We start from the raw sequence: 24,987 nt of genomic DNA, 5'->3' as shown, positions 1-24,987 counted from the left end.
TCTTTCACCTAACTAACCCTATCTGCCAAAGTGAACGCGCGCCCTTCTGCAAACGCGCTTTCAAGCACATCGATCGATATGGTTTCAACACCATGCTGGCCACCTTGATGCTCCAAAAGGACAAGGGAGCCGTAATCATCGGCCATTGCGCGCAAAAGCCCAACCATAACGTGGCCAAAATTCGGCCCAAATGCCTGCATGTTCGAACTGCAATTCAAACTATATTTTCCGGGCGCATGCTCTCTTAATTCAAGATGAGGTAACTCTAAATCCGAGACCGCCAATCGCGCGCGATCATGCAAATCATCGAGGGAGTGTAGAAACTCTTGAAATGTCGTCCCGCCAAATCGCAATAGCCTTCTCAGCGCCTCGACATTCTTGTGTGAAACCAAATAAGTTCCCAAATCTTCCAGAATTTCCTCGCGATTCCGTCGCAATTCCGCTGATAAACTATCCAGTAGAACAAAAGTGCTTTCGTCCGTGTAGGAAAGCATGGTTTCAAAATTGTCGGATTCAAATTCCGCTCGCACAATGACATTGCTCCAGACCTGAGGTCCATAAATGTCGCGTGTAAAACACTGAATAGAACGGTTGATCAATCCGTGCATATGCCACCCCCCTTGATTGGTTGTCCAACCGTAAGGGGCGCTTCTTAAGAAACAGCCAAGACTATCCCTAACCGATAAAATTTTCAGAAGATTTCAGAACCCCTGTCGTCGCGAAATCAACTCGCGATCGACACACGCTCCTCCTGTTTGGTTTGAGCTTCAAGCCACGCAGGTAAATGCCCGATATGTGGCATTACGACGTCTGCAAAAGGCGCAAGATCCCTTTCCGTAGCGACGCCAGTCAGTACCGCAGCAGTCTTCATTCCGGCCGCACGGCCCGCGCTTAAGTCGTGCCGACTGTCGCCAACCATGACCACGCTGGACGGGTCCAACCCTGTTTTTTGACAGAACCCAAGGCACATGCCCGGCGCAGGTTTTGCCCCATAACCGCTATCAAATCCAACGACATACTCAAAATGCTCTTCGATTTTTGCCGCCCGCAAATGGGCCAAAGCCGGTACTTCGGCATCATTCGTCGCAACCCCGAGTACGAGCCCACGCGCCAATAACCCTCGCAATAAAGGGCCCAATGGCGCGGCTTCGATCATTTCAGCCGTTGCCGTCGAATGATTTATCGATTGGAGGAGGCCTTCTCGGCTCGCCCCTGGCAGATGCGGAAGTAGGTCGCTGATGATATCGTCTGGCGTGCCCGCAATAACGCGTGACTCTGCCTTAAAACGGCATTTGTCGATATCAAATCCTAGAGCATCCGCCAAAACGCGCTGCTTTGCCGCGTTTCCTGCGGCCAATTCCTCCAGAAATCGGAGGGTCCATCGTCCCCAGGACGTATGGAAATCGAACAGAGTCCCGTCCTTATCGAATAGGATACCTTTAATGTCGGCCATATCTCCTCCCAAAGAGCGTCTAAAACTTAAGACCTACCGCCTCGTAGTGTCGCGGCATTCTGGTCCTATGACAACCGCCTCATTGCATTTCTTCGAAATACCATCGCTTGACACAGTTTAACTTAATTGACATCGTCAACTATGTTGTCAGAAAAACCTTACCTTCTTCACGCATCTATAGGGTATCAGCTGAGCAAAACAGCGCGCCTTCAGGAACGTGGCTTTGAGACTGAGTTGAAATCCCTCGGCCTGACGCGGATTTCGTGGTGCATTCTCCTTGCGGTCCATATCGAATCCCTGCGCAACCCTTCGGCTATTGCCGATTTTGTTGGGATTGATCGTACGGCCACATCGCGTGCCCTTACCAAAATGGCGCGCGATGGTCTTGTTGAGCGACATGAAGAGCAGTCAGATGGTCGCCGTGCCTCGGTTCAGGCCACCAAACTTGGACGTATACGCTTAGAAAAGGCAACACAATCTGCGCGCAAAAACGCCGCGCATTTTGAAGCTAAACTGTCTGGGATGGAGCAGGAAGCTCTGCGCAGTCTGTTACTTAAACTTCAGTCTGGCGAGGGCTCCCCCCTCCCGAATCTATAGGCCTTCCCAATGAGCAAACCTTTTTCTTATGCCAACCGCCCGTTCCATCTTGGCGGCTTCCCCATGGAAAAACTGGCACGAGACGCGCGGCCAATCGATGCAAGCCGTCTTGCGCCGCAAACGGGGTTGTCTTTTATAGATGCTCCGAAAAACTCGATCATTTCCGCGATGCAAGACTATCAAGCGATGCTGGACGCCACCCGCGAAGGGATGGTCAAAAAAGAGATTGCCGAAATCCCAAGTGACCCGTCCGAACGCTCCAGCCACCTAAAATCCTTCGGATACTTTTGTGATTCAGAGATGGTGTCCGCCTGTGCAATTCCTAAGGGCGCTTGGTTAGACACGCCTATCAAAAATCCAGATGTTGCCCGCCTGACCGCCAAAATTGAAACGATGCAACCCAAGAGTATGGCCGCAGGTGTCGATGTTATCATGGCCGGTCTGCGTGAGTCTTTGCGCGTCCCTCCCGCAGAATGCACCCACCACACACACGCGCTTGTGTTCCTCTATGTCCTGCCACGCACACCACACAAAGGCGAGCAAGGCACCGATTGGATCCAAGGCGCCGAAGCGCAACGCAGCTGCTTACGTGCGGCGGAAACCGCTGTCACCCTTGCGAGCTACATTCGCAGTTTGGGGCATGACGCCCGCGCTCATACCGAAGCCGCAACGGACGTCCATTTGCGCCACCTCGCGCTTTGTGCGGGGCTTATCGACAAGGACGGCAACAATCCCTTCCTCGGCAAAGATTTTGCGCTTGCTGTTATTACCACAACTTTAGAGCTGGCTGGCGACCTGCCCCTTGCAGCCTCCGCAAAGCCCCCCGCGAGTTACACCACAGGATTGGGTCGCCATGCCCAATCGGCCTCTCGCCGCGATCCCTACAGAAAACGTGATTTTGCCATGGGTCCGCACCCCTTCGAAACCCTCAAACGGGTGGATAACCCAACAACCTATATCGACACGCCAAATGTTGCCCGCGTTCCAAAACGCGCCAATCTTTTTGTCCGCGCCCTATTTGGCGACATGGGGAAAAAGGTCCAAGAGGCCGCGAAAAACGGCAATTACGTGCGAAAGTCTGCCTCCGCCTTTGCGTTTCGCCCGTCCCTTGGCGCGTTTTTGCTGCTTCAAGATGGCGAAGCAGCGCCGGAACGCGATCCCTCAACCCTTGATCCCGCCCAAAACGCCGCCAATATCAAGGCCGCGCTGTACTTCCTTGGCGTCGACGCTGTGGGCCTTTCCGCCTGCCCTGACTTTGCCTATTACAGCCATGATGTGACGGGTACGCCGATCACGCCTTACCATAAAAACGCGATCTCTATGATCGTCGATCAGGGCCACGAGACTATGGAGGGCGCGACGGGCGATGACTGGATCGCCTGCGCCCAAAGCATGCGGGCTTACCTACGGTTTTCATTGCTTGGCGGCGTGTTGGCGGGGCATTTGCGGCGGCTCGGCTATACCGCGCGCGTGCATTCCGTCATGGACGACGAGGTCCTGCATCCCCCTCTCCTTCTTTTGTCCGGCTTGGGAGAGGTGTCGCGTATCGGCGAAGTCATCCTTAATCCGTTCCTCGGCCCGCGCCTGAAATCCGGCATCGTCACGACGGATATGCCCATGACCCATGACAAACCCATCGATTTCGGGCTACAAAAATTCTGTGAGGCCTGCAATAAATGCGCCCGCGAATGTCCGTCTGGCGCCATCACGGCGGGCCCGAAGGCCATGTTCAACGGCTATGAAATATGGAAAAGCGACAGCCAAAAATGCACGACATATCGTGTTACCAACGAGAAGGGCGCGATGTGCGGGCGCTGTATGAAAACCTGCCCTTGGAACCTCGAAGGCCTCTTCGCCGAGGCTCCGTTTCGCTGGGCAGCGATGAATTTCCCGGCAACCGCAAAAGCCCTCGCAAAGCTGGATGATTTGGTTGGAAACGGCGAAGTCGTCGCGGGCAAGAAATGGTGGTGGGACCTTGAGATGCGCGACGATGCGGCCTATCGCGCTCCACTGAACCCCGTGAGTATCCGCCCGTTACAAAAGAACCTTGCTCTAAAATTCGCGGACCAAACCTTGGCCGTTTATCCGGCTCCTCTGGCGCCGCCGCCCTATGCTTGGCCGTTCCCAATGGATCGCGAAGCGGGCATCTCGGCCTATGAAAACATGATTTCCGCTGAGGAGCATAAAAAACGCCGCGCGGCGGGCCTGCCAACAGAACATATTTACAGCGCCGATCACGGTGACACGCCGGTTATGCAATTGGTGGTCTCCAAAGTCGAGAAAATGGGTGATCTGGTCACCAAATACGAGTTCTCAGATCCCGATGGACATCCCCTCCCTGCAGCCACGGCTGGTGGGCATATCGATGTTGTTGTCGCGCCGGAGTTCTTTCGGCAATATTCCCTTTCAGGCGATCCCGCAGACCGGTCACAATATCAAATCGCAGTGCTGCGTGAGGACAATGGGCGCGGTGGCTCAAAACTGATGCACCGCATTTTCACGCAAGGACGCCGTGTCTTTGTTTCCAAACCCATCAACCATTTTCCCCTGACCGAAGACGCTCCAATGAGCTATCTTATGGGCGGCGGAATTGGGGTCACTCCGATGATCGCCATGGCCCACCGCCTACACGCGATTGGTCAAAAATTCGCGTTTCATTACAGCTGCTCATCGCGCACCAACGCGGGCTTTATTGCAGACCTCGCGGGCTATCCTTGGACAAAAAACGTCCATTTTCACTTTTCCGACGAAGGAACCCGTGCGGATTTGAGCAAGGTTCTGGCATTCATGGAGGGGGCCCATGTCTACACATGCGGCCCCGAGAACTATATGAGCAGCGTTATAGACGCGGCAGAAGTTAACGGATTCCCCGAAGACACGCGCCATCTTGAGTATTTTGCCGTCCCTGAAACGCCCGATTACGTTAACACTCCCTTCACACTTCGGCTCAAAGACGGTCGTGAACTCCCTGTATCGGCGGAAAGCAGCGCATCGGATATTTTGCTCGCTGCGGGCATTCACGTGGACATCAAATGCTCCGACGGCCTCTGTGGCGTGTGTAAATGCGGCGTCATTTCGGGCGAAGTCGAGCACAGAGACTTTGTGCTCTCAAAGGCCGAGAAATCGAGCAGTATCATCCTTTGCCAATCTCGAGCCGCAATCGAAAACGGCGTTATCGAAATTGATCTTTGATCCATGCCCTGCCTAGAAACGGATAGGAAATCACTTCCTATCCGCATAGAAACAAAAGATTAAGTCCAACTCCTATCCCGACCACCGGGGAGCGCTTGGCGCGCTTGCATCAGGGTTTCATTTGGCATGGAAAGCGCCCCGCAGGCGCGCATGACCCATGCATCATCCATCATGAGAAAGTCTAAAACCGAGCCCAAAAATATGGGATCTTGGGCGCTTGTTTTGATGCTTTCAATGTTCGCCCCAGAGGACCCAAGAAACACATCCCAAAGGTCATCTTCACTCGCGAGCCAGCCAAGTGTTTGGATTGCAACTGTGTGCGCTGATTTCTCGTCCATCTTTTATCTCTTTCGGAAAGGAATTTTTAACCAATCTAAACAAAGAATAGGACATTCAACAGTAATTTGAGTTAAATCTGTGAGGAAACATGGCCGGACGGATCCTTATAGCGGACAACGTTGCGACAAATAGAATTGTCCTGAAGGTAAAACTATCTTCGGCATTTTATGACGTGATCCAAGCGGCCAGCGGCCAACAAGCACTTGAAGCGGCGCGATCTGAGCATCCGGACCTGATCATCCTCGACGCGCAAATGCCCGAAATGGACGGAATCTCAGTATGTGAAGCGCTGCGCGCGGACCCGATTACCGAACATATACCCGTTATTATGATCACCTCATCGTCTGATACGACCTCCAAATTACGCGCCCTCAAAGCAGGGGCAGACGATATCCTCTTTAAGCCTCTCGACGAACTCACTCTTTTGGCACGCGTCCGCAGTTTACTCCGTGCTTGTGGCACAGCGGATGAATTGCGATTGCGTGCGTCAACTTGCAGGGAGTTGGGTTTTGCAGAAGCGCAGGCGAGTTTCGAAATGCCCGGAAACGTCGCTTTAATTGCGGCGCACAAAGAAACCGCCCTTCGATGGCGCTCCCTGCTTGAGTCCAAAGTCAGTGACCGGATCACTATTCTCTCGCGGAACGAAGCTTTACAGTCGCTCTATAATGGTCCAATGCCGGACATGTTTATCATCGCAGGCGACCTTGATCATCCTGACGAAGGACTGCGACTTTTGTCCGAACTCAAGAGTCGAACGGAAACGCGCTATACCCCTGTTTTAATGGTGTTAAAACAACCGTCTCACTCGCAAGCGGTTGTCGCGCTTGATCTGGGCGCGAGCGACCTGATCAGTGACGATTTCGACCCTGAGGAGCTCGCTCTTCGAGTCAAAACCCAAATCAAACGCAAACGACAGTCGGACCGCCTGCGCGAAACAGTTCAGGATGGCTTGCGGATGGCGGTGATCGATCCCCTTACGGGCCTTTATAACCGCCGTTATGCCCTGCCCCATTTGGGACATATCGTTGAGCGCGCCTACCAAACGAAACGAAGCTTCGCAGTCATGATCCTAGATTTGGACCGCTTTAAAAGCGTAAACGATAGCTTTGGCCATGCCGCGGGCGACGAGGTCCTCATCGAAGTTGCAAAACGCATACGTGAAAATTTACGAGGTGTTGATCTTTTGGCTCGTATTGGAGGCGAGGAGTTCCTGATCGCAATGCCCGACACGTCCTTAAGTGTGGCGCGGATTGCCGCCGAACGCTTGCGACATGCCGTGGAACAGACTGAAATCACAATCGGGGCCGTCCCAAAATCATTGAGCGTAACTTTAAGCATTGGCGTCGCAATGGGGGATGGAAAAAGTCACAACTTGACTGAACTCCTTGCCCGAGCTGATCGTGCCTTGTTTACGGCAAAGTCCGACGGGCGCAATCAGGTGACGGTTAATTTAAGCGCAGCTTGATTACTTCTGCTCGGGGGAGGTTTTTTTAGGTCTGGAGCGATGTTTCTTTACTTCCCGTTCCAACCTTTCGACATAGGTAGAACGTTCTTGCGGGGTCATCGTTTCAAGGGCATCTAAGTACGCATTTGTACCCTCCATGCGCCGCGTTTTGCTCTGCATTTCCATCGCATTCAAAGCATCTACAACCTTTGCGCGCTCGAACGGTTCCTGCTGCAAAGACGCTAAAAATGCGGCAAACGCCCTCCGGCTTTCCCGCCAGTCATTTTTACGCCGCACCTCCATGTTTTCTTTGAGGTTTTCCCTGATTCTTTGGCGTTGAACGTCCTCTAATGCTTGCGTAAACGGCCCAATCGAAAAGGAGGAGGGCAAAGGCTGGCGATGCTTGTCTGCCGTGAGAATAAACCCAATTGCGCCACCAATAATTAGAAAATTAAGCGCCAGTGAGCCGATAAGAACTCCACGCGCCAAGCGGGAGGTTTGGGAGGGGGGCGGGTTTTTGATCATGATCTATCCTTCCGTCAAAACGCTGTCAAAGCTAGGGAGGTAGTCCGAATAATCAAAACTGTTGCCCAAGACTGAATCGGTCAAAGTATCAAGGCCTTGCGGAGGGCTAACCCCGATCCAAACACCCGCGATGGTCGCCGTTGCCAGTCCTGCAAACGTTGGCCAACCGCCAAGAACCGCATTGAGTGTTCGCCAAAAACCAACAGATGTCTTTGGTGCCTTGTTTGCTGAACCAAGCTGATTTTGCACAAGAGTCGCATCCGCCAAAACGTTCGCCAAAAATTCTGCGGACGGCTCTGACGTATCCTTTTTCTCGGCCTCAAAAAAGCTATCAAGGTCGAACGGATCGGTTCTATGATCACTCATCTGTATATCCCAACTCGTTGCGTTTTCCCGCCAACATGGTCGTAAGCGAACGTTTGCCCCGTGCCGTCAAGCTTTCGACGGCCTCGGTGGTAATTTCAAGTATTTCCGCAATCTCTGGGTTTGAAAGCCCATCAATGTGCCGTAAAATAACGGCTTCACGTTGCCGCTCAGGCAGGGCACCAAGCGCTTGTCTCAACGCGGCGGCCCGACCCTCATTTAGCATAACCTCAACCGCAGATGGAGAGTCGTCAAATGGTTCTGCGATTTCATCTAGCCCCACACCGCGTTTTTTACGCAATCGGTCCGTGCATAAATTTCGAACCACGCGATACAGCCAAGTTGAGACTTGCGCCTCGCCCTGCCGCCAATCTGGAGCAATTTTCCACAGGCGCAGCATGGCTTCTTGTGTAACATCTTCGGCTTCCGCCCGATCCCCAAGCATACGTGCGGCAAATCCCAACGCACGGGGCGTCAATCGCAACGTCAAAGCCTGCGCCGCCCCCCGATCACCGTTGGCGAACAGCACCAAAAGGGCGTCATCGGCAACATCTGAAAGAGCATCTAGCGGCATGGACATTCTCAGGGCGTAACTCGTTTCAAATCATCTGGCAACTGATTGGTCGTCCGAAGGACCGTAACCCTTCGGACAGTCTTAACGCGCCCTAATTTGAGCTTTTGTCTTTTTTACCATGGCCACCTTTTTTGCCATGGCCGCCTTTGCGGGTATCCATCTCTTCTTTGCTCACGGCACCATCGCCGTCCGTGTCGAGACGTTCAAACATTTTATCCGCATCTTTTGGCGCCATTTCGATCGCACTCAATGCGCCATCAGCATCCGTATCCATTCTTTCCATCATCTTCTCGAGACGCTTTTCAGCACGTTCCATCCGGCCTTCTTCAGAATGACTGCTGAGCTCTTCTACGGAAAGTTTACCGTCACCATTTGTGTCCACAGCGGCGAAACGTGCTGCTTGATGGGCCTGCATTTCTTCGGCTGTGATTTTACCATCGGAGTTCAAATCAACTTCTTCGAAGTTAAAGCGCGGGCCATTATGGCGTCCCTTGCCGCCTTTTTCATCCGCGAAGGCCCCCGTGCTCAACGCGGCTGCGCCGATGGAAACTGCTGTCAAACCTGCGATCAATGTAGTGCGTTTCATCTTTATTTATCCTTTGTAGTTCAAACCTCACAAGCAGTGCTTTCTGCCTATGTTCTGAGTAATAAACGCGCCACCCAAAGCTTTCCGTCGCAATTAGACGAAAAATTTGCGACATCCCGACGCAATTCCAATTTACCCCTGTGAAAAAAGGGCTTTCGCCGTTACCTAAGTTTACGCGACGAATAGGATCAAGTGATGAGCATGCCCCAAACCCAAATTGAACGCCCCCTTAAACAAGCCTTAAAACGTGGATGGCGCCGCCGCTGCCCTAACTGCGGGTCCGGCCCTATGCTTGTGAGCTATCTTAAAGTGCGCCCACATTGTTCGGTTTGCAGTGAGGAATTGCATCATCAACGCGCAGACGACGGCCCAGCCTATCTCACGATCCTCGTGGTCGGGCACCTTATGGCCCCAACACTCTTGATGGTTTTTGTCCGCTATCAGCCCGATCCCCTTCTCTTAGCGACGGCTTTTACGGTTGGCTGTGTCGGGCTTTCGCTCTATCTTCTGCCTAGATTCAAGGGCGCATTTGTGGCGCTACAATGGGCAAAGCGGATGCACGGATTTGGAATAGCCCCTCCGGTGCGTAAGTCCGCCTCCTAGGAGGTAATTTGGATAAATCAGCCCTTCGCAACGCGGCAACAACGATTTTGCACCGCGACATCGACGGCGTTCCGCATGTTCTTATGGGGCAGCGCGGCGAAAATGCGGCATTCATGCCCAATAAATACGTGTTCCCCGGGGGCGCGGTTGACCAAGGCGATCACGACATTCCGTTGTGCGCCACGGTTGGTGGGAAATGCTTGGAGCGCTTGCAAGAAGGCAGTCCTCGCAACCTATCCCACGCTCTTTTGGTCGCTGGAATTCGGGAACTTTGGGAAGAAACTGGACTGATCCTTGGTCGCGAAGGCCAATGGGCTGGCGATATCCCTCCTGATTGGGCAGATTTTGCTGCGCGCGGATTTATCCCCTCCGCGGAAGGTCTGTCCTTTGTTTTCCGCGCCATTACGCCCCCCGGACGCCCCCGCAGATTTGACGCACGGTTTTTCCTCGTCGACGCACATCATGTTCATGGCGATCCAAGCGATTTTTCGGCAGCTTCGGACGAGCTTTCCCATCTGCATTGGATTGCAATTTCCAACGCCAAGGAGCTGGACCTTCCCTTTATTACCGAAGTTGTCCTCGCCGAAGTTTCCCAAGTTCTACGCGACGGATTACCGCCAAAATCAGTGCCCTTTTTCAAGAATAACGACGAAGAAAACCTGTTCCTGCGGCTCAACTCCTAGGCGAGAACCACAAGAAGCAAGATAGATCCTGTCAGGAAGAGCATCGCAATACGTTCCCGCGCGGTCGTCTTTTCGTGAAAAAACAACGTGCTTGCAAGGAAGCTAAACAGCAATTCGACCTGCCCCAAAGCCTTCACATAGGCCGCGTTTTGCAGCGTAAAAGCTGTGAACCACCCCAGCGATCCGATCATGGATGTGATGCCAACAAGGCCTGCAACCCGCCAGCTGGCAACCACACGTGTCATTTCTCCACGTTCCCGCATCAAAAGCCAAATCCCCATCGCAACCGTTTGACTGGCCGTCACAATCGCCAAAGTAAAGCACGCCCGCGCAAAAAATGGCACGTCTAGCCCAAGCGACAATGACGCGCCCCGATACCCCGTAGCGGAGATTGCAAAGAGGACGCCCGACAACAATCCAAGCCCCGCTGCCCGATTGAAAAGTCTTGCTTTCCAGCCAGTTGCGCCCATTCCCCGATTGTCGGCAAGGAGTACGATCCCCACAAAGCCAACTAAAATTGCTCCCAAACCCCACGCCGAAATTTTTTCTCCAAGGACGACAAAACTCAACAGTGCCGTTTGCAGAACTTCGGTTTTCTTGAAGGTAATGCCGACGGCAAAACTACGGTGGGAAAACAATGCGACCACACACATTGTTGCCAAGATTTGCGCGAGTCCACCAGACAGAGCCATGACCCAAAATCGCGCATTCACTTGCGGAATGGGTGTCCCACTGAAATGCAGGTAGGCCGCAAGCAAAAGCGCCACCAATGGCGCGGAATAAAGGAACCGCGCGAAGGTTGCGCCTCCGGTAGAAAGCTGGGTCGACTTGAGGTGCTTTTGCAGCATGAACCGCAAGTTCTGTGCAAATGCAGCAGCAATCGTGATGGGAATCCAAAGTTCCACGGGCAATTCCTTTAGGAATAATTGGCGCTTTAAGCGAGAATGATTCGAGGGTCCAAGCCAAGCGTTTTTAAAAACTCAGAGAGTTGAGCAAGTAGCTCTAGCGGACTTAATGGGCCTTCCAGAACACCCACTTTCTCGGTCGTAAATCCCGCGCTCAAAGGACGAATAACCAGCATGTATTTTGCGCGGGTTGCACTGGCTTGAATATCGGCCGAAGTCAGCGTCTCGGAGGACGACGCAATCAAGGCACTGGGCTGCGAATGCGCCTGAACGATGTGATATATCTGGCGTTTTAAGTCTAATCTGTCAGGTGCAGATTCTTGAATCCAGACAGCCCCTTGTACGACTTCAGAGAGGCCCTTGTGGAAGCTTAGCGCTGTATCTTGAACCTTCTCAAACGCCGAAATCTCCGTTTGGGCCTGCTGAAAAAGACGGCGCATTTTCTCTTCCGCCAGCGGGTCAGGATCAAAAACCCGAACGCGCCATCCCGCCCGCAGAAAGAGCAACGCCCAATTCCGCCCCACGGTCCCGCAGCCAATTATGGCTACGGTTTTTTCCTCGTCGCCACTCATCTAATACGGCATCGGATGGCTGCGGTAAGCCTGATTGATGTCGGCCAATACCTCTGCGCTTAAGGTAAGTGAATCCGCTTTAAGCGAGTTTTCCAATTGTTCAACCGAGGTTGCGCCGAAGATTGGCGACGTCAGGAAGGGGCGTGTCATTGTCCATGCAATCGCCATTTGTACAGGGTCGATCCCATGCTTTTTTGCAATCGCATGATACGCATCAATGGCGGGCCATACGCGCGGGGTCACGCGTCCGCCAAGTGTCTCCTCAAGCGTGCGGCGCGACCGCTCAGGGAATACAGTTCCACCTTCATATTTACCGGTCAAAAGGCTCGCAGCCAACGGGGAGTAAGCTAGAAGGGTGACATCCTCGTTGCAGGAAAGCTCTGAAAAATCGGTATCAAACACACGGCACAGCAAGGAGTATTCGTTCTGCACTGTTTGGACGCGTGGCGCGCCAAGTTCGTCGGCAAGGCGCAACCACTGGGACGTGCCCCATGCGCTTTCGTTTGAAAGCCCAAACTCGCGGATTTTGCCTTCTTTCTGAAGGGCGGCCAACGTCTGGAGGATGTCGGCCATGTGATCCATGGTTTTCGCGCGATCCTGAGAAGACGGGTCAAATTCCCAATACTGGCGGAAGTGATAGGACCCGCGATTGGGCCAATGGATTTGATAAAGGTCGACGTAATCGGTTTTGAGGCGCGCAAGAGAGCCTTCGAGCGCGGCGCGCATTGTTTCGCCCGTAAGGGGCTGCCCTTCGCGCACAAACCGTTCGTTAAACCCGCTGACTTTCGTCGCGATCACCCAATCGGCGCGGCGCGCTTGGTTCTTGGCAATCCAGTTTCCAACGATAGTCTCTGTGTTGCCGACGGTCTCTTTCGCAACTGGCGTCACCGGATACATTTCGGCGGTGTCCATGAAGTTGATGCCGCGTTCGGCAGCGAAATCAATCTGAGCATGCCCCTCGGCTTCGGTGTTTCGGCTTCCCCAAGTCATTGTTCCCAAACAAAGTTGTGTGACTTCGAGAGAGCTGCGGCCCAATTTGATTTTTTTCATAACCCGATCCTTTTTATAGTGCCGCCAACTTAGGGGTAGACGCGCCTATGGCAAGGGGAAAATAGATTGAGAACAAAATGGGAACGTGTTACTTTTGGACCATGTCCAGCCCCCTTATCACCCGCGCGCGGCCGAGTCCGAGTCGCGACATCACTTTTCTAAAGGAACTCACTCTGGCCCCCTCCCGCGCCCATGAGTTCTGTGGAAACGCCCGTCACAGCCTTGCCTTGATGGTCGCTCAAGAAACACAGGGGCCTATTTTCTGGATTCATCCCGGCTGGATCCCCGACCAGCTCAATCCCGATGGCGTCTGTCGGATCATTGATCCGTCGCGCCTGATTTTCGTGACGCCAAATCGGGCCGAGGATTTGCTTTGGAGCGTCGAAGAGGTTCTGCGGGCGGGGATCGTGCCGCTTGTGGTCGCCGATATTCCGGGATTTCCCAGCCTTACCTCGGTGCGTCGCCTGCATCTTGCGGCGGAAACCGGTACGCGGGAAGGCCGCGAGAGGCCGATTGCCCTTTTGCTAACGCCAGCAGATGGCGGGGCGCAGGGATGCGAAACGCGCTGGCATATGGCGCAGGATTACAAGGCCGACGCCCCCGCATGGCACCTAGAACGGCGCCGCTCCCGCTCCCTCGCGCCAAAAGCGTGGCACATCACCCCAGATCAGGAGCGTTTTCACCTTACCCCTGCTCTTCTCAAAGCGGACTCCACACAAAACCCAGAGCAGCGCGCCCAAGCCAAGGCCGTTAAGTAAGGAGAAAATCACCTTGGTACCCGCGGCCGGGCTCGAACCGGCACGGCCTTTCGGCCCAGAGATTTTAAGTCTCTTGTGTCTACCATTCCACCACGCAGGCCAAGGTGTGGAGACCATAGCGATTGGGGGAAAAAGGTAAAGGCCACACAGACGAAATTCGGCAAAAAATCGGGATCAAAAAACCGCGTTAATTTCGCTGCTCCATTGCCCGCCCTCTTTCACCGTTTCCATGGCAACATGGGTGCTGGTGTGGGCAACAAAAGGGAGTGCCGAAATATCCTCGCCCAAAACTTTTCGAAAGTCCTGCATGTTTTGGGTTCGTACCTTCAAGAGATAGTCGAACTGACTCGCAAGCATGTGGCATTCTTCAATTTCAGACACTTTCTGGGCAGCCAAGTTGAACATCTTCAGCGCAGATTCACGCGTATCCGTCAGGCGCACCTCGACAAACGCCACGTGATCGCGCCCAAGTCGAATAGGATCAATGATCGCCTGATAGCCCGTAATATAGCCCTCGACCTCAAGGCGTTTAAGACGCACCTGCGTCGGGGTCTTGGATAAACCGATCTCTCGCGCCAAGTCTGTCACGCTCAAGCGACCGTTGCGCGACAAGAGCCGAAGGATCAACGAGTCAAAACTATCCAGATCGCCTAAAATTACCGCCAAAATAAGTCTCCTAGCCTATTAAATCTCGAATTACAGGAAAAAGTACCTTATTTTCTCAGCTACACCAAGGAAATTGTCAGTCACCTCAAGTCTAGAAGAAAGGCTTCTATATGGAAACAATCTCAGACCTTCGCTCACGAATCACTCAAGCCACTTATATGGATCAAGAACAAGCCATTTCCCGTCTTCGGGACATCGCCGACCTTGACGCATCGGTGCGCGCGCAAATCAGTGAAGAAGCCGCAGCCCTCGTTGTGGCCATCCGCGAAGGCTCCAAGCCGAGCATTATCGAGAACTTCCTTTCGGAATATGGTCTTTCCACCGAAGAAGGTGTGGCGCTGATGTGCCTCGCTGAAGCCCTGCTACGTGTCCCTGACGCGCCAACCATGGACGCGCTGATTGAAGACAAAATCGCGCCGTCCGATTGGGGCAAACACCTTGGCCAAGCGGCGTCGTCCCTCGTGAACGCCTCGACATGGGCACTGCTTTTCACAGGGCGCGTTCTTGAAACCAACACTCCCGGCATCGGCGGTGTGTTGCGCAGCGCAGTTAAGCGTCTGGGCGAACCCGTGATCCGTTCCGCAGTTAAACGCGCAGTCCAGGAAATGGCGCGGCAATTCGTACTGGGGGAAACCATCGAAGGCGCCCTCAAGCGTGGCTCTGGCATGATGGCCAAAGGCTACAGCTATTCTTTCGACATGCTCGGCGAGGCGGCCCTTACTGAGGACGACGCCCTTAAGCATTTCGACGACTACGCTACCGCCATTCGCACCATCGGACACCAGGAATCCCCACAAGCTGGGGCTGGCATATCGGTCAAACTTTCGGCCCTCTATGCGCGCTATGAACCCGCGCAAAAAGCCAAGGTTATGGAAATTCTCCTGCCCCGCGTCAAAGAGCTGGTGCTCATGGCAAAAGAGCGCAACATGGGCTTTAATATCGACGCCGAAGAAGCCGCGCGCCTCGACATTCTGCTCGATATCACTGAGGCCCTGATCTCCGATCCCGACCTCGGCGATTGGACGGGTTTTGGCTTTGTCGTTCAAGCCTATGGGCAGCGGGCAAGCTATGTCATCGATTGGCTCGCAGCCCTCTCGAATGCCCATAACCGCCCGATCATGGTCCGCCTCGTCAAAGGTGCCTATTGGGACACCGAGATCAAACACGCTCAAGAGCTTGGCCTCACAGGCTATGCCGTTTTCACAACAAAACCCGCGACCGATATCTCCTACATTGCTTGTGCGCGCCGCCTTTTCGCAGCGGGCGACACGATCTTTCCACAATTCGCAACCCACAACGCACATACGATTGTCGCCATTCGCACCATCGCCCCCAAAGGCGCGCGGTACGAGTTTCAGCGTCTGCATGGCATGGGTGAATCCGTCCACGAAAGAGTCCGCGAAACCTATGGCGATGCCTGTCGGATTTACGCCCCCGTCGGCACCCACAAAGACCTGCTGGCCTATCTGGTGCGTCGTCTTCTTGAGAACGGTGCAAACAGTTCCTTCGTCAACCAAATCGTTGACAGTTCTGTGCCTGCAAGCGAAGTCGCAGCAGACCCGTTTTCCCTCGAAACCACCAGCACCCTCCCAACAGGCGACGCGCTCTTTCAGCCCGAAAGACGCAACTCTGCGGGTATTGATTTCGACTATCCACCCGATCTTGCAAAAACCCTCGCGGCACGCGCGCCCTTTATGAAGTCAAGCTTCACCGCCGCCCCCACAAATGCCACCGATCTCACCACTGGCGAGGACGTGCAGAATCCCAACGATTTTTCGGACATCGTCGGAACGGTACACCACGCCTCCCCTGAACAAATTGAGGATGCATTCGCGCAAGCAAAACCTTGGGAGGCATTGCACCCCGAGCGCATTCTTGTGCTCAATCGTGCAGCGGATCTCTTTGAGGAAGAAGTCGGACAGGTCTTTGCGATCCTCGCACGCGAGGCCGGCAAAACGCTCCCCGACTGCCTTGCTGAACTGCGTGAAGCCGTTGATTTCATTCGGTACTATGCAGTTCAAGCCCAAGCCAGCCCGCAACCGGCTGTTGGGATTTTCGCCTGTGTTTCCCCTTGGAATTTCCCGCTGGCGATCTTTACGGGCCAAATCGTGGCAGCGCTCTCGACGGGGAATGCCGTGCTGGCCAAACCTGCCGAAAGCACACCACTGATTGCGGCTTTGGCGGTCTCGCTGTTTCACAAAGCAGGCGTACCAAAGACAGCGCTACAACTCCTACCCGGCACTGGCGCGACCGTTGGCCAAGCCCTAACTTCCGATCCGCGCGTCGATGGCGTTTGCTTTACGGGGTCAACGGGAACGGCCCACAGAATCCGCAAGAATATTGCCAACAATCTCTCGACCGGCGCTCCCTTGGTTGCCGAGACGGGCGGCATAAACGCGATGATCGTCGACAGCACGGCCCTTATGGAACAGGCCGTTTCGGATGTGATCGCGAGCGCGTTTCAATCCGCGGGCCAACGCTGTTCTGCGCTGCGCTGCGTCTATGTGCAGTCAGACGTTGCACATGAATTTGAAACCATGATCGCGGGGGCAATGGAATTGTTGAATATCGGCGACCCTGCTGATATTTCAACCGATATTGGCCCTGTTATCAGTGAGGTAGCGCGCAAGAGCATTCAGGACTACATCGACGAAGCCCGTACAAATGGGCGTGTTATGAAGGAACTTGCACGCCCTGAAAACGGTCATTTCGTCGGGCCAACTCTGCTTAAAACGCCTGGTGGCTTGAAGGACATGCCGCGCGAAGTTTTTGGCCCCGTCTTGCATTACACCACGTTCAACAGCGAAGATTTTGAACGCGTTTTGGCCGATGTGAACGCCAGTGGATACGGGCTTACCTTCGGTCTCCACAGCCGGATCGATGCCCGCGTTGAAGTCGTCAAAGCCACGCTCAACGTCGGCAACCTCTATGTGAATCGCAACCAGATTGGGGCTATCGTTGGAAGCCAACCCTTTGGCGGGGAGGGATTATCCGGCACAGGCCCCAAGGCGGGCGGGCCCTATTATCTTGCGCGATTTACGCGGCCAAATGCACCCGACGACCAAGAGCCCAGAGAGCCCTATGTCGACGAGCCGACCCCCTATGGCACAGGCGAAATCTTCCCGCTGCCGGAACGTCTTCTTCCGGGACCAACGGGCGAAGCAAACACCCTTTGGACCTCTCCCAGAGCGCCCCTTTTGTGCCTTGGACCAAGCGTCGCGGCGCAAAATGCCCAAGCAGCCGCCGTTCAGGCGCTTGGGGGTGCGGCGATTGTTGGACGTCTCGCGCCTCAGCAACTCACTGATTTAGAAGGGATTTCTGGCGCAATCTATTGGGGAGATCACAGCGATCCAGAAGCGCGTGCTTATGTACAAGCGCTTTCGGAGCGTGAAGGGCCGATCCTGCCGTTCATCACCTCGCATCCTGACATCGCGCATGCTTTGCATGAACGTCATCTGTGCGTTGACACCACAGCGGCGGGCGGAAATGCGGCCCTTTTGGCAGAGGGAGGCCTCTAGCGCTTGACCAAAACTCGCGAATAGGCAAGCTACCCAAATGCTTCCTATTCGCGACCACAACCCATCGACCCGCAAACCGTATGTGACCCATGCGCTCATTTTTCTGAATGTCGCAATTTTCGTCAGCTACTACATGAAATTGGGCGTCCCATCCGAGATAAATCCGTTCCTCGCCCACTGGGCGTTGGTGCCACAGTGGGTTATGAATGGTGAAGGGCTTTATACGCCTTTGACAGCAATGTTCCTGCATGGCGGCATTATGCACCTTGCAGGTAACATGTTGTTTTTATACATTTTTGGCGACAATCTCGAAGATCAGCTTGGACATATTGGGTTCCTTGTCTTTTACTTTATTGGCGGGGTCGCCGCCGGATTTGGGCATGCGATTTCGGACCCGAATTCCCTCACTCCGATGATCGGCGCTTCGGGGGCGATTGCCGCAGTGATGGGCGGGTATTTACTGTTATTCCCGCGCGCCAAAGTGGATGTATTCTTCTTTTTCCTTGTGTTTTTCAGAATTTTCGCGCTGCCCGCGTGGATTGTTTTGGGGGTTTGGTTTGGCATTCAGGCCGTTAACAGCGCGATTATGACCGCTGATAGCAGTGGCGTTGCCTATTGGGCGCATTCTGGCGGGTTCGTTGCGGGGGCGCTTATGATGATCCCGTTTTGGCTCAGCCAAGGCGGCACCGGATTTTGGAGACGCACCCATGGTCACGCCCCCAATCCCGAAGCGAAATACCCTGTGTCGCGGAGTTCGATTCCAAGCGTGCGACGGCGCAAATAAAAAGGGAACCGAAAGGCCCCCTTTTTTAAAATTTTTAAACACCGCAGAGGGACTTTTTTAAAGTTTTTAAACCTTTTTGAAGCCCGTTTTAGCCGCGAATGACCTTGGCAAAGCGTTCGAACATCGGCTCGTTGGCACAGATGACCGAGCCGCTTTCAATAATGTTGTCGCCCTTGGCGAGAGGTTCCACGAGGGCACCCGCTTCGCGCGCGAGCACGAGGCCAGCGGCCATGTCCCACGGCTTGAGGCGACGCTCCCAGAAGCCATCATAGCGACCAGCAGCCACATAAGCGAGATCGAGGGAAGCCGCGCCCCAGCGACGTACACCAGCACAGGCCGGAAGGATGCGCGCAAGATCTTGAAGCGTGTCTGGCAAATCGCCGCGACCAGCAAAAGGTAGACCCGTTGCGTAAATCGTTTCGATCATATGTGTGCGACCAGAGGCGCGAATGCGACCTTCGTTCATCCAAGCGCCTTGGCCTTTTTCGGCAAAGAAGGTTTCGTCCTTGCAGGGGTCAAAAACCACGCCCGCAACGATTTCGCCTTTGTGCTCCAAAGCAACCGAAACGGCCCAATGCGGCAAGCCGTGGAGGAAGTTTGTGGTGCCATCAAGCGGATCGACAATCCAACGGCGTGTGGGGTCTGTTCCGGGGATTTCTGCACTCTCTTCGGCCAACCAACCGTAGGTCGGGCGCGCTTCCATCAAGTCTTCTTTGAGAATTTCTTCGGCGGTAATATCGGCTTTGGAGACGAAGTCGCCCGCACCCTTTACCGAAACCTGAAGGTTTTCTACTTCGCGGAAGTCTTTTGCCAGGCTGCGACCAGCCCGACGGGCGGCTTTCACCATGATATTAAGATTCGCACTGCCGATCATGAGGGTACTCCATTGATAAGATCGCGCATATACGCGGCGACAGCCGATTTGCCAAGCCAAAAGGCGCTATTAGATTAAACAGTCGCCCTTAAGCGTTGGAGCTTCACGGGTTCGGTGCGCGCCAAACGAATAAAATGCGCCATAAAAGGTTTTTGGATGTCGTCGGTGCGCACGGCGGCATAGAGGCGTTTTGTGGCCCCCTTTTTGCCTAACGGGCGCGTGACATAATCGGAGTTGTAGCGCACTTCGCGCACGACCCAATCGGGCAACACGGCTACCCCGCGATTAGAGGCGACGAGCAAAAGGATGACGGCCGTCAGTTCGACCTGACGAATGGCGGCGGGTTCGATTTTGGCGGGTGTGAGGAACTCGGTGAACACATCCAGACGGGTACGATCGACGGGATAGGTTATGAGGGTCTCGCCGCGCAAATCCTCGGGTTCGATGAATTCTTTTTTGGCCAGCGGATGACTTGCGGCCGCGACAAAGACAGGCTCATAGTCAAAAAGCGGTGAGAATTGAATGCCTTCCAGCGTTTCGGGGTCTGAGGAGACGACCAGATCAACGCCCTCTTTTTGCAAGGCAGGCAGAGCATCAAAGGCCAAGCCGGGGCGGATATCGACATCGACATCGGGCCAAGCCTTGCGAAACTCTTCGAGCACGGGAAAGAGCCACTCAAAACAGGCGTGGCATTCAATTGCGATATGCAAGCGGCCAGACTTGCCAGAGATCAGCCCTGCGAATTCGGCCTCAAGGGCGGCGACTTCGGGGAGGACCTTCTCGGCCAACCGTAGAAGTTTCATCCCAGCGGGGGAGAGTTTCATCGGTTTGGTGCGACGAATGAAAAGCTCCACCCCCGCCTGATCCTCAAGCCCCTTTACTTGGTGCGAAAGCGCCGATTGTGTGGTATTGAGGAGATCAGCCGCGCGGGCCAAACCGCCAGCCTCGTGAATGGCTTTGATCGTTCGCAGGTGCCGGAATTCCAGGTGCATTATGCATGAGCCTCATATTAATCTTGAGAATTATGAATTTGTCTCACATTGCGAGATGTGAGACAAGGGTTCAAGCCAAAAGGACGGATACAAAATGACAACGACACAGACGCCGCGCATTTCTTTCGAGTTTTTCCCACCGCAATCCTTGGAGGCCTCTTTTCGGCTTTGGGATACGGTGCGCGCCTTGGCCCCTCTTGAGCCTAGCTTTTCATCGGTGACCTATGGCGCAGGGGGCACGACACGTGACTTGACCCATGAAGCGGTCGCCACGATCCACAAAAATTACGGCCTGAATGTTGCGGCGCACCTTACCTGTGTGGACGCAACCCGCGAAGAAACCATGCAGATTGCGCAATCCTATTCCGATGCTGGCGTGACGGAAATTGTGGCGCTGCGCGGTGATGCGCCCAAGGGAGCGGAGTCGTTTACGGCGCATCCAGACGGATTTTCGGATGCATGTGAGTTGATCGAAGCCCTCGCGGATACGGGGAAATTCAAGCTGCGTGTTGGCGCCTATCCTGAACCGCACCCCGATTCGCCCTCATCGCAGGCCGATGTTGATTGGCTAAAACGCAAGATTGATGCAGGGGCGCATTCGGCGATCACCCAGTTCTTTTTTGAAGCGGATACGTTTTTTCGCTTCCGCGATGCCTGTGTAAAAGCGGGTATTGATGCGCCGATTATTCCGGGCATTTTGCCGATCCAAAGCTGGAAAGGCGCACAACGCTTTGCGGCACGTTGTGGCACCTCGGTTCCGACTTGGGTTGCGGAAGCGTTTGAGAAGGCGGAGCGCGATGATCGGAGCGAACTTTTGGCGACGAGCCTGTGTACAGAGCTATGTTCGGACCTGCTTGACGGCGGTGTTGAGGACTTGCATTTCTATACGCTCAACCGTCCAGAACGCACGCGTGATGTGTGTCATGCGCTGGGAATTACACCGTCGAAAGTCTTGCAAAACGTCGCATAACTTTAGCTGGCGGGTTCACTTTGTAGCCGCTCGAGCGAAGATTTTTGCGGGTGATCGCGGGGCACCGACGGATGAATGCTCTCGGAGGGGTCACGTCCGACTTTGCGTTTCCAACGGGACACAAACATCGGCCCCCAGCGGTACTGCGTTGTGACCGAAGGCGCGGTTACATCGCAGGGGTATTGCGCGCGCCATCCGTTTGGGAGCGTCAGGCCGAGCGCCTCGGCTTGCTCTAACATCCAGACGAGGGGAATGTTGGAGAGCGGTCGGGCAGCCTCAAACCCGCCCAATTGCCCACCGATATCGGCATGGTGTCCGCGAAACCACATTTGCTCCACATGACCTGTCCACGAGGGCGAACTTTCCCACATGACGGGCGCAAAGGTCTGGCGCGTTTCGTCAAGCGCCAAAGCCTGAAACCCATTGCGCACGGAGGTTCCAAGGTGGGGGCTGTGAAAGGCGTGACGGTGATCGGTGAGGCGCCAGAGGAAGGGTATTGGCAGGCCGAGCGCTTTGACCGTTTCCCAAACGCCGACCATTTCAATCTCGATACGCGGGTGGCAAAATGCTGCGCGAAAGGCGTGGATTGAGTCAGTGTCGGCGGGGCCTTGATACAGGCGATAGGCTTGGCGAATGTTGCGTTCGGTGGCGTGGTGCGGTTTGAGCAAGCCGACTTGTTCTATCATCCCCGCCAAGGAGCGCACGGTAAACGCGCCGCGTGAATATCCAAACAGGTAGATGCGATCCTCGGTGTGATAGCGGCTGGCCAGAAAACCATAAGTGCGGCGGATTTGGCGATTAATGCCGCGCCCTTCGATGACGTCCCGTGTGCTGCGCCAATCGGGCCATTGGATACCGGATTCATACCGCAGGTTTGGGCGATCTCGGGCAGGAAGGCTGCACAGAAGTTTATAGAGCAGACCGGCGTTGGAGCGCAGCCCGTCGTCGAGGCTTGAGAGCGTTCCATCAAGGATAATCACATGATTTTGAGCACCGCGATGCGGCGTTAACGGCGGTTGCTCGACCTCCTTTTTGAGGCGAAGCCAACGCAGTAAGTGATCACGCAGCCTTGTCATGAGCCTCCTGCAGGAGGGCCCAAACGCGCGACGGAGTGAAGGGCATATCGGCCTGTTTTACACCACGTGCATGCAGTGCGTCCTGCACCGCATTGGCGACGGCAGCCATGCTTCCGACGGTGCCCGCCTCGCCGCAGCCCTTCATACCCATCGGGTTGGCCGTGGAGGGGGTTGGCTCGGTGGTGAAGTCCACGAAGGGCATATCATCGGCGCGGGGCATGCCGTAATCCATGAAACTCGCACTCAGGAGTTGGCCTTCGGCGTCGTAAACGACATGTTCCGAGATCACTTGACCCAGCCCTTGGGCCACGCCGCCGTGAACTTGGCCTGCGACCAACATCGGGCTGATGAGATTGCCGAAATCATCGGTCACCGTATAACGCACCACGCTTGTTTTGCCGGTTTCAGGATCGATCTCGACCTCGGCGACATGGGCGCCGTTTGGATACGAGCGCCCCGGTATTTCGGCGCGGGCTTCGAACGTCAGTAAATCAGTGCGACCGTCGACCCGCGCCATCTCGGCCACCTCAAGCATGGTCGGGGCAAGGTTGGAGGCGTCGGCGCGGAACTGGTTATCGTCAAAGGAGATTTGCGCAGCGTCGACGCCCATTTTCTCGGCCAAATAGGGGGTGAATTGCGCCACGATTTTGGCCACGGCCGCGAGGGTCACGTGGGTTTGTACTGTGACCGAGCGCGAACCGCCCGTGCCGCCGCCCTTGGCTATGCGGTCGCTGTCGCCTTGAACCACTTCGATAAGCTCCATCGGGATACCCGATTGATCCGACAGGAAGGTGGCGTAGACGGTTTCGTGCCCTTGGCCGTTGCTTTGGGTGCCGACGTAGATTTTGGCGGTGCCGTCCTCAACGAACTCAACTTTTACCGCCTCCGAAGGGTCGCCAAGGATGCTTTCGATGTAGAAACACAGGCCAAGGCCGCGCAACTTGCCGCTAGCTTCGCTTTTGGCACGGCGATCTGCGAAACCTGCCACGTCACATTCGGATTCAACCCGCGTGAGGACGCGGTCAAAATCGCCAACGTCATAGAGTTCACCCGTGGCGCTCGTGTAGGGGAAGGCGTCTTTGGGGATGAAGTTTTTGCGGCGCAATTCCCATGGATCGACGCCCAATTCGCGGGCGGCTTGGTCCATTGTACGTTCTAGCGCGAAGATGGCTTCGGGGCGGCCCGCGCCGCGATAGGCGTCGGTTTGGGTGGTGTTGGTATAGATGCCCTTCACGGCGTGGAATGTGGTGGTGCAATCGTATGTTCCCATCAAAACCTTGGAAAAAAGCTCGGTTTGAATGGGCTGTCCGAATTGCGAATTATAGGCACCGAGGTTGTTGACGGTGGTGACGCGGTAGGCTTGGATTTTGTGGTTTTCGTCGAAGGCCAATTCGCAGGTCGAAATCAGGTCGCGGCCAGCGTTATCCGACAACATGCTTTCGGAACGGTCGCCCATCCAGCGCACGACACGGCCCAAGGATTTGGCAGCGGCGGCGACCAGAAAGTTTTCCGGATAGGCCATGGCTTTCATGCCAAAACCACCGCCGACGTCGGGGTTGGTGATGCGGATATCTTCGGGGTCCATCTTGAAGGCGTGCGCGATTTGATCTTTGTGCTCCCAGACGCCCTGTGCATTGATGGCGACGTGCAAACGGGTGCCGTCCCACTCGGCATACGCGCCGCGCGGCTCCATTGAATTGACGATAATGCGGTTATCGACCACCTTGGCTGTGATGTGATGCGCGGCGGCGTCAAACGCGGCTTGGGTGGCGGCCTCATCGCCCATCGACCAATCAAAGGCAATGTTATCAGGAGCTTCGGGGTGGATGAGCGCGTCACTTGGGATGGGGTCTGCGGAGACGGGAAGATCGGTATAGTCAAATTCGATCAGTTCAGCGGCGTCGCGGGCCAAGGCCAGCGTATCGGCGACGATGAAGGCGATGGCCTCGCCGACAAACCGCACACGACCCTTAGCCAAAATCGGCCGCAGGGGCGCGGCCCCTTTGGAGCCGTCGCGATTTTTCACGGTCGCGCCCTTCATGCCTATATTCATGCCCATTGCATCTAGATCGGCGGCAGTTAAAACCGCGTGAACGCCCTCCGCCTCCAAGGCCTCACTCACATCCAAATTCACGATGTCCGCGTGGGCCACCGACGAGCGGAACACATATCCGTAAAGAGCATTCGCCGGAACGATATCGTCCACATAGCGTCCCTGCCCCGTTAGAAACCGAACATCTTCGGTTCGTAACACAGACTGACTTTTTCCAAACTTTTCCATAGTGCCTCCACGCGTTTTGGGTATCTTTAGCGCCCATGTTCCAAGTGTCCAGAGCGATGGCCTAAATCCATGGATAAAGTGGCACCCTGCGCGGGAAAACGCGGATATTGCACAATAATTGGCGTTCATCCTTGACAGATCATGCGATACATATCGTAACAATCGGTAGAACAAACGACATA

24 protein-coding genes and 1 tRNA gene are annotated in these 24,987 nt (G+C 54.8%); 9 read left to right on the top strand and 16 right to left on the bottom strand.

Features of this window, described 5'->3' with window-relative positions; translation table 11 throughout:
- Positions 1-8 precede the first annotated feature (8 nt).
- Both AB9F26_RS14030 and AB9F26_RS14025 read right to left on the bottom strand, forming a co-directional pair.
- Positions 9-608, bottom strand: coding sequence for a heme NO-binding domain-containing protein (locus AB9F26_RS14030; RefSeq protein WP_039004653.1), 600 nt, complete (start codon positions 606-608; stop codon positions 9-11).
- A gap of 116 nt (positions 609-724) precedes the next feature.
- Entirely contained in the window at positions 725-1,453 is a 729-nt protein-coding gene (locus tag AB9F26_RS14025) for an HAD family hydrolase (protein ID WP_369755925.1), read from the bottom strand.
- 141 nt (positions 1,454-1,594) lie between these two features.
- On the opposite strand from AB9F26_RS14025, the gene AB9F26_RS14020 reads away from it, so the two are divergent.
- Together AB9F26_RS14020 and AB9F26_RS14015 are read left to right on the top strand one after the other, a co-directional pair.
- On the top strand, positions 1,595-2,050 hold the full coding sequence (locus AB9F26_RS14020; RefSeq protein ID WP_369768312.1) for a MarR family winged helix-turn-helix transcriptional regulator: 456 nt from the start codon (positions 1,595-1,597) through the stop codon (positions 2,048-2,050).
- Between the two features lie 9 nt (positions 2,051-2,059).
- A complete protein-coding gene (locus AB9F26_RS14015; RefSeq protein WP_369768311.1) occupies positions 2,060-5,242 on the top strand; it encodes a reductive dehalogenase in 3,183 nt (1,060 codons plus the stop codon).
- Between the two features lie 59 nt (positions 5,243-5,301).
- On the opposite strand, the gene AB9F26_RS14010 is transcribed toward AB9F26_RS14015, so the two are convergent.
- Positions 5,302-5,580 (bottom strand): DUF3572 domain-containing protein, encoded by a 279-nt coding sequence (locus AB9F26_RS14010; protein WP_082802246.1) that lies wholly within the window; start codon positions 5,578-5,580, stop codon positions 5,302-5,304.
- A gap of 89 nt (positions 5,581-5,669) precedes the next feature.
- Here AB9F26_RS14010 and AB9F26_RS14005 point away from each other — a divergent pair, with 89 nt between their 5' ends.
- Entirely contained in the window at positions 5,670-7,046 is a 1,377-nt protein-coding gene (locus AB9F26_RS14005) for a diguanylate cyclase (RefSeq protein WP_335584713.1), read from the top strand.
- Here the strand turns inward: AB9F26_RS14005 and AB9F26_RS14000 are convergent, their stop codons facing one another.
- The 4 genes from AB9F26_RS14000 to AB9F26_RS13985 form a co-directional block, all read right to left on the bottom strand.
- Positions 7,047-7,514 carry a periplasmic heavy metal sensor gene (locus tag AB9F26_RS14000; RefSeq protein WP_369768310.1) on the bottom strand — a complete coding sequence of 156 codons (468 nt, stop codon included), beginning with the start codon at positions 7,512-7,514 and terminating at the stop codon, positions 7,047-7,049.
- A 39-nt stretch (positions 7,515-7,553) separates the two neighbouring features.
- Positions 7,554-7,916 (bottom strand): hypothetical protein, encoded by a 363-nt coding sequence (locus AB9F26_RS13995; RefSeq protein WP_335584711.1) that lies wholly within the window; start codon positions 7,914-7,916, stop codon positions 7,554-7,556.
- Positions 7,909-8,493 carry an RNA polymerase sigma factor gene (locus tag AB9F26_RS13990; RefSeq protein WP_369768309.1) on the bottom strand — a complete coding sequence of 195 codons (585 nt, stop codon included), beginning with the start codon at positions 8,491-8,493 and terminating at the stop codon, positions 7,909-7,911. The genes AB9F26_RS13995 and AB9F26_RS13990 overlap by 8 nt, the downstream gene beginning before the upstream one ends.
- An 85-nt stretch (positions 8,494-8,578) precedes the next feature.
- Positions 8,579-9,073 carry an EF-hand domain-containing protein gene (locus tag AB9F26_RS13985; RefSeq protein WP_369768308.1) on the bottom strand — a complete coding sequence of 165 codons (495 nt, stop codon included), beginning with the start codon at positions 9,071-9,073 and terminating at the stop codon, positions 8,579-8,581.
- Between the two features lie 195 nt (positions 9,074-9,268).
- Between AB9F26_RS13985 and AB9F26_RS13980 the strand changes: the two genes are divergently transcribed.
- Both AB9F26_RS13980 and AB9F26_RS13975 read left to right on the top strand, forming a co-directional pair.
- A complete protein-coding gene (locus AB9F26_RS13980) occupies positions 9,269-9,676 on the top strand; it encodes a DUF983 domain-containing protein (RefSeq protein ID WP_369768307.1) in 408 nt (135 codons plus the stop codon).
- A gap of 8 nt (positions 9,677-9,684) precedes the next feature.
- A complete protein-coding gene (locus tag AB9F26_RS13975; RefSeq protein ID WP_369768306.1) occupies positions 9,685-10,359 on the top strand; it encodes a DNA mismatch repair protein MutT in 675 nt (224 codons plus the stop codon).
- Here the strand turns inward: AB9F26_RS13975 and AB9F26_RS13970 are convergent.
- The 3 genes from AB9F26_RS13970 to AB9F26_RS13960 are packed head-to-tail and all read right to left on the bottom strand — an operon-like array spanning position 10,356 to position 12,886.
- Positions 10,356-11,264 carry an EamA/RhaT family transporter gene (locus tag AB9F26_RS13970; RefSeq protein WP_369768305.1) on the bottom strand — a complete coding sequence of 303 codons (909 nt, stop codon included), beginning with the start codon at positions 11,262-11,264 and terminating at the stop codon, positions 10,356-10,358. The genes AB9F26_RS13975 and AB9F26_RS13970 overlap by 4 nt on opposite strands.
- A gap of 29 nt (positions 11,265-11,293) precedes the next feature.
- Positions 11,294-11,836, bottom strand: a complete 543-nt coding sequence (locus AB9F26_RS13965) for a 3-hydroxyacyl-CoA dehydrogenase NAD-binding domain-containing protein (RefSeq protein WP_369768304.1) — start codon at positions 11,834-11,836, stop codon at positions 11,294-11,296.
- Positions 11,837-12,886, bottom strand: coding sequence for an aldo/keto reductase (locus AB9F26_RS13960; protein WP_335584704.1), 1,050 nt, complete (start codon positions 12,884-12,886; stop codon positions 11,837-11,839). It abuts the gene before it with no gap.
- Positions 12,887-12,987: 101 nt separating this feature from the next.
- On the opposite strand from AB9F26_RS13960, the gene AB9F26_RS13955 reads away from it, so the two are divergent.
- On the top strand, positions 12,988-13,644 hold the full coding sequence (locus AB9F26_RS13955; RefSeq protein WP_369768303.1) for an ImuA family protein: 657 nt from the start codon (positions 12,988-12,990) through the stop codon (positions 13,642-13,644).
- 14 nt (positions 13,645-13,658) lie between these two features.
- Here AB9F26_RS13955 and AB9F26_RS13950 read toward each other — a convergent pair.
- Both AB9F26_RS13950 and AB9F26_RS13945 read right to left on the bottom strand, forming a co-directional pair.
- Positions 13,659-13,744: transfer RNA gene (locus AB9F26_RS13950), tRNA-Leu, on the bottom strand.
- Positions 13,745-13,818: 74 nt separating this feature from the next.
- Positions 13,819-14,310, bottom strand: coding sequence for an Lrp/AsnC ligand binding domain-containing protein (locus tag AB9F26_RS13945; protein ID WP_082802245.1), 492 nt, complete (start codon positions 14,308-14,310; stop codon positions 13,819-13,821).
- Positions 14,311-14,420: 110 nt separating this feature from the next.
- Between AB9F26_RS13945 and putA the strand changes: the two genes are divergently transcribed.
- Both putA and AB9F26_RS13935 read left to right on the top strand, forming a co-directional pair.
- Positions 14,421-17,828 carry a bifunctional proline dehydrogenase/L-glutamate gamma-semialdehyde dehydrogenase PutA gene (putA, locus tag AB9F26_RS13940; RefSeq protein ID WP_369768302.1) on the top strand — a complete coding sequence of 1,136 codons (3,408 nt, stop codon included), beginning with the start codon at positions 14,421-14,423 and terminating at the stop codon, positions 17,826-17,828.
- A gap of 37 nt (positions 17,829-17,865) precedes the next feature.
- Entirely contained in the window at positions 17,866-18,612 is a 747-nt protein-coding gene (locus tag AB9F26_RS13935) for a rhomboid family intramembrane serine protease (RefSeq protein WP_335584701.1), read from the top strand.
- Positions 18,613-18,700: 88 nt separating this feature from the next.
- On the opposite strand, the gene AB9F26_RS13930 is transcribed toward AB9F26_RS13935, so the two are convergent.
- Both AB9F26_RS13930 and AB9F26_RS13925 read right to left on the bottom strand, forming a co-directional pair.
- Positions 18,701-19,486, bottom strand: coding sequence for an inositol monophosphatase family protein (locus AB9F26_RS13930; protein WP_039004632.1), 786 nt, complete (start codon positions 19,484-19,486; stop codon positions 18,701-18,703).
- A gap of 74 nt (positions 19,487-19,560) precedes the next feature.
- Positions 19,561-20,478: a LysR family transcriptional regulator gene (locus AB9F26_RS13925; RefSeq protein WP_039004631.1), complete on the bottom strand. Its 918-nt coding sequence runs from the start codon at positions 20,476-20,478 to the stop codon at positions 19,561-19,563.
- Between the two features lie 94 nt (positions 20,479-20,572).
- On the opposite strand from AB9F26_RS13925, the gene metF reads away from it, so the two are divergent.
- The gene (metF, locus tag AB9F26_RS13920; protein WP_369768301.1) at positions 20,573-21,448 is read left to right on the top strand and encodes a methylenetetrahydrofolate reductase [NAD(P)H]; all 876 of its coding nucleotides are present in this window, start codon (positions 20,573-20,575) and stop codon (positions 21,446-21,448) included.
- 2 nt (positions 21,449-21,450) lie between these two features.
- Here metF and AB9F26_RS13915 read toward each other — a convergent pair whose 3' ends face one another.
- Positions 21,451-22,524 (bottom strand): DUF2235 domain-containing protein, encoded by a 1,074-nt coding sequence (locus AB9F26_RS13915; RefSeq protein ID WP_335584699.1) that lies wholly within the window; start codon positions 22,522-22,524, stop codon positions 21,451-21,453.
- On the bottom strand, positions 22,508-24,805 hold the full coding sequence (locus AB9F26_RS13910) for a xanthine dehydrogenase family protein molybdopterin-binding subunit (RefSeq protein WP_369768300.1): 2,298 nt from the start codon (positions 24,803-24,805) through the stop codon (positions 22,508-22,510). Before AB9F26_RS13910 ends, AB9F26_RS13915 begins: the two co-directional genes overlap by 17 nt.
- Positions 24,806-24,987: the final 182 nt, after the last annotated feature.

The sequence above is a fragment of the Falsihalocynthiibacter sp. BN13B15 genome (assembly GCF_041205415.1).
GTDB lineage: Bacteria > Pseudomonadota > Alphaproteobacteria > Rhodobacterales > Rhodobacteraceae > Falsihalocynthiibacter > Falsihalocynthiibacter arcticus.
This window is presented reverse-complemented; position numbering and strand designations above follow the sequence as displayed.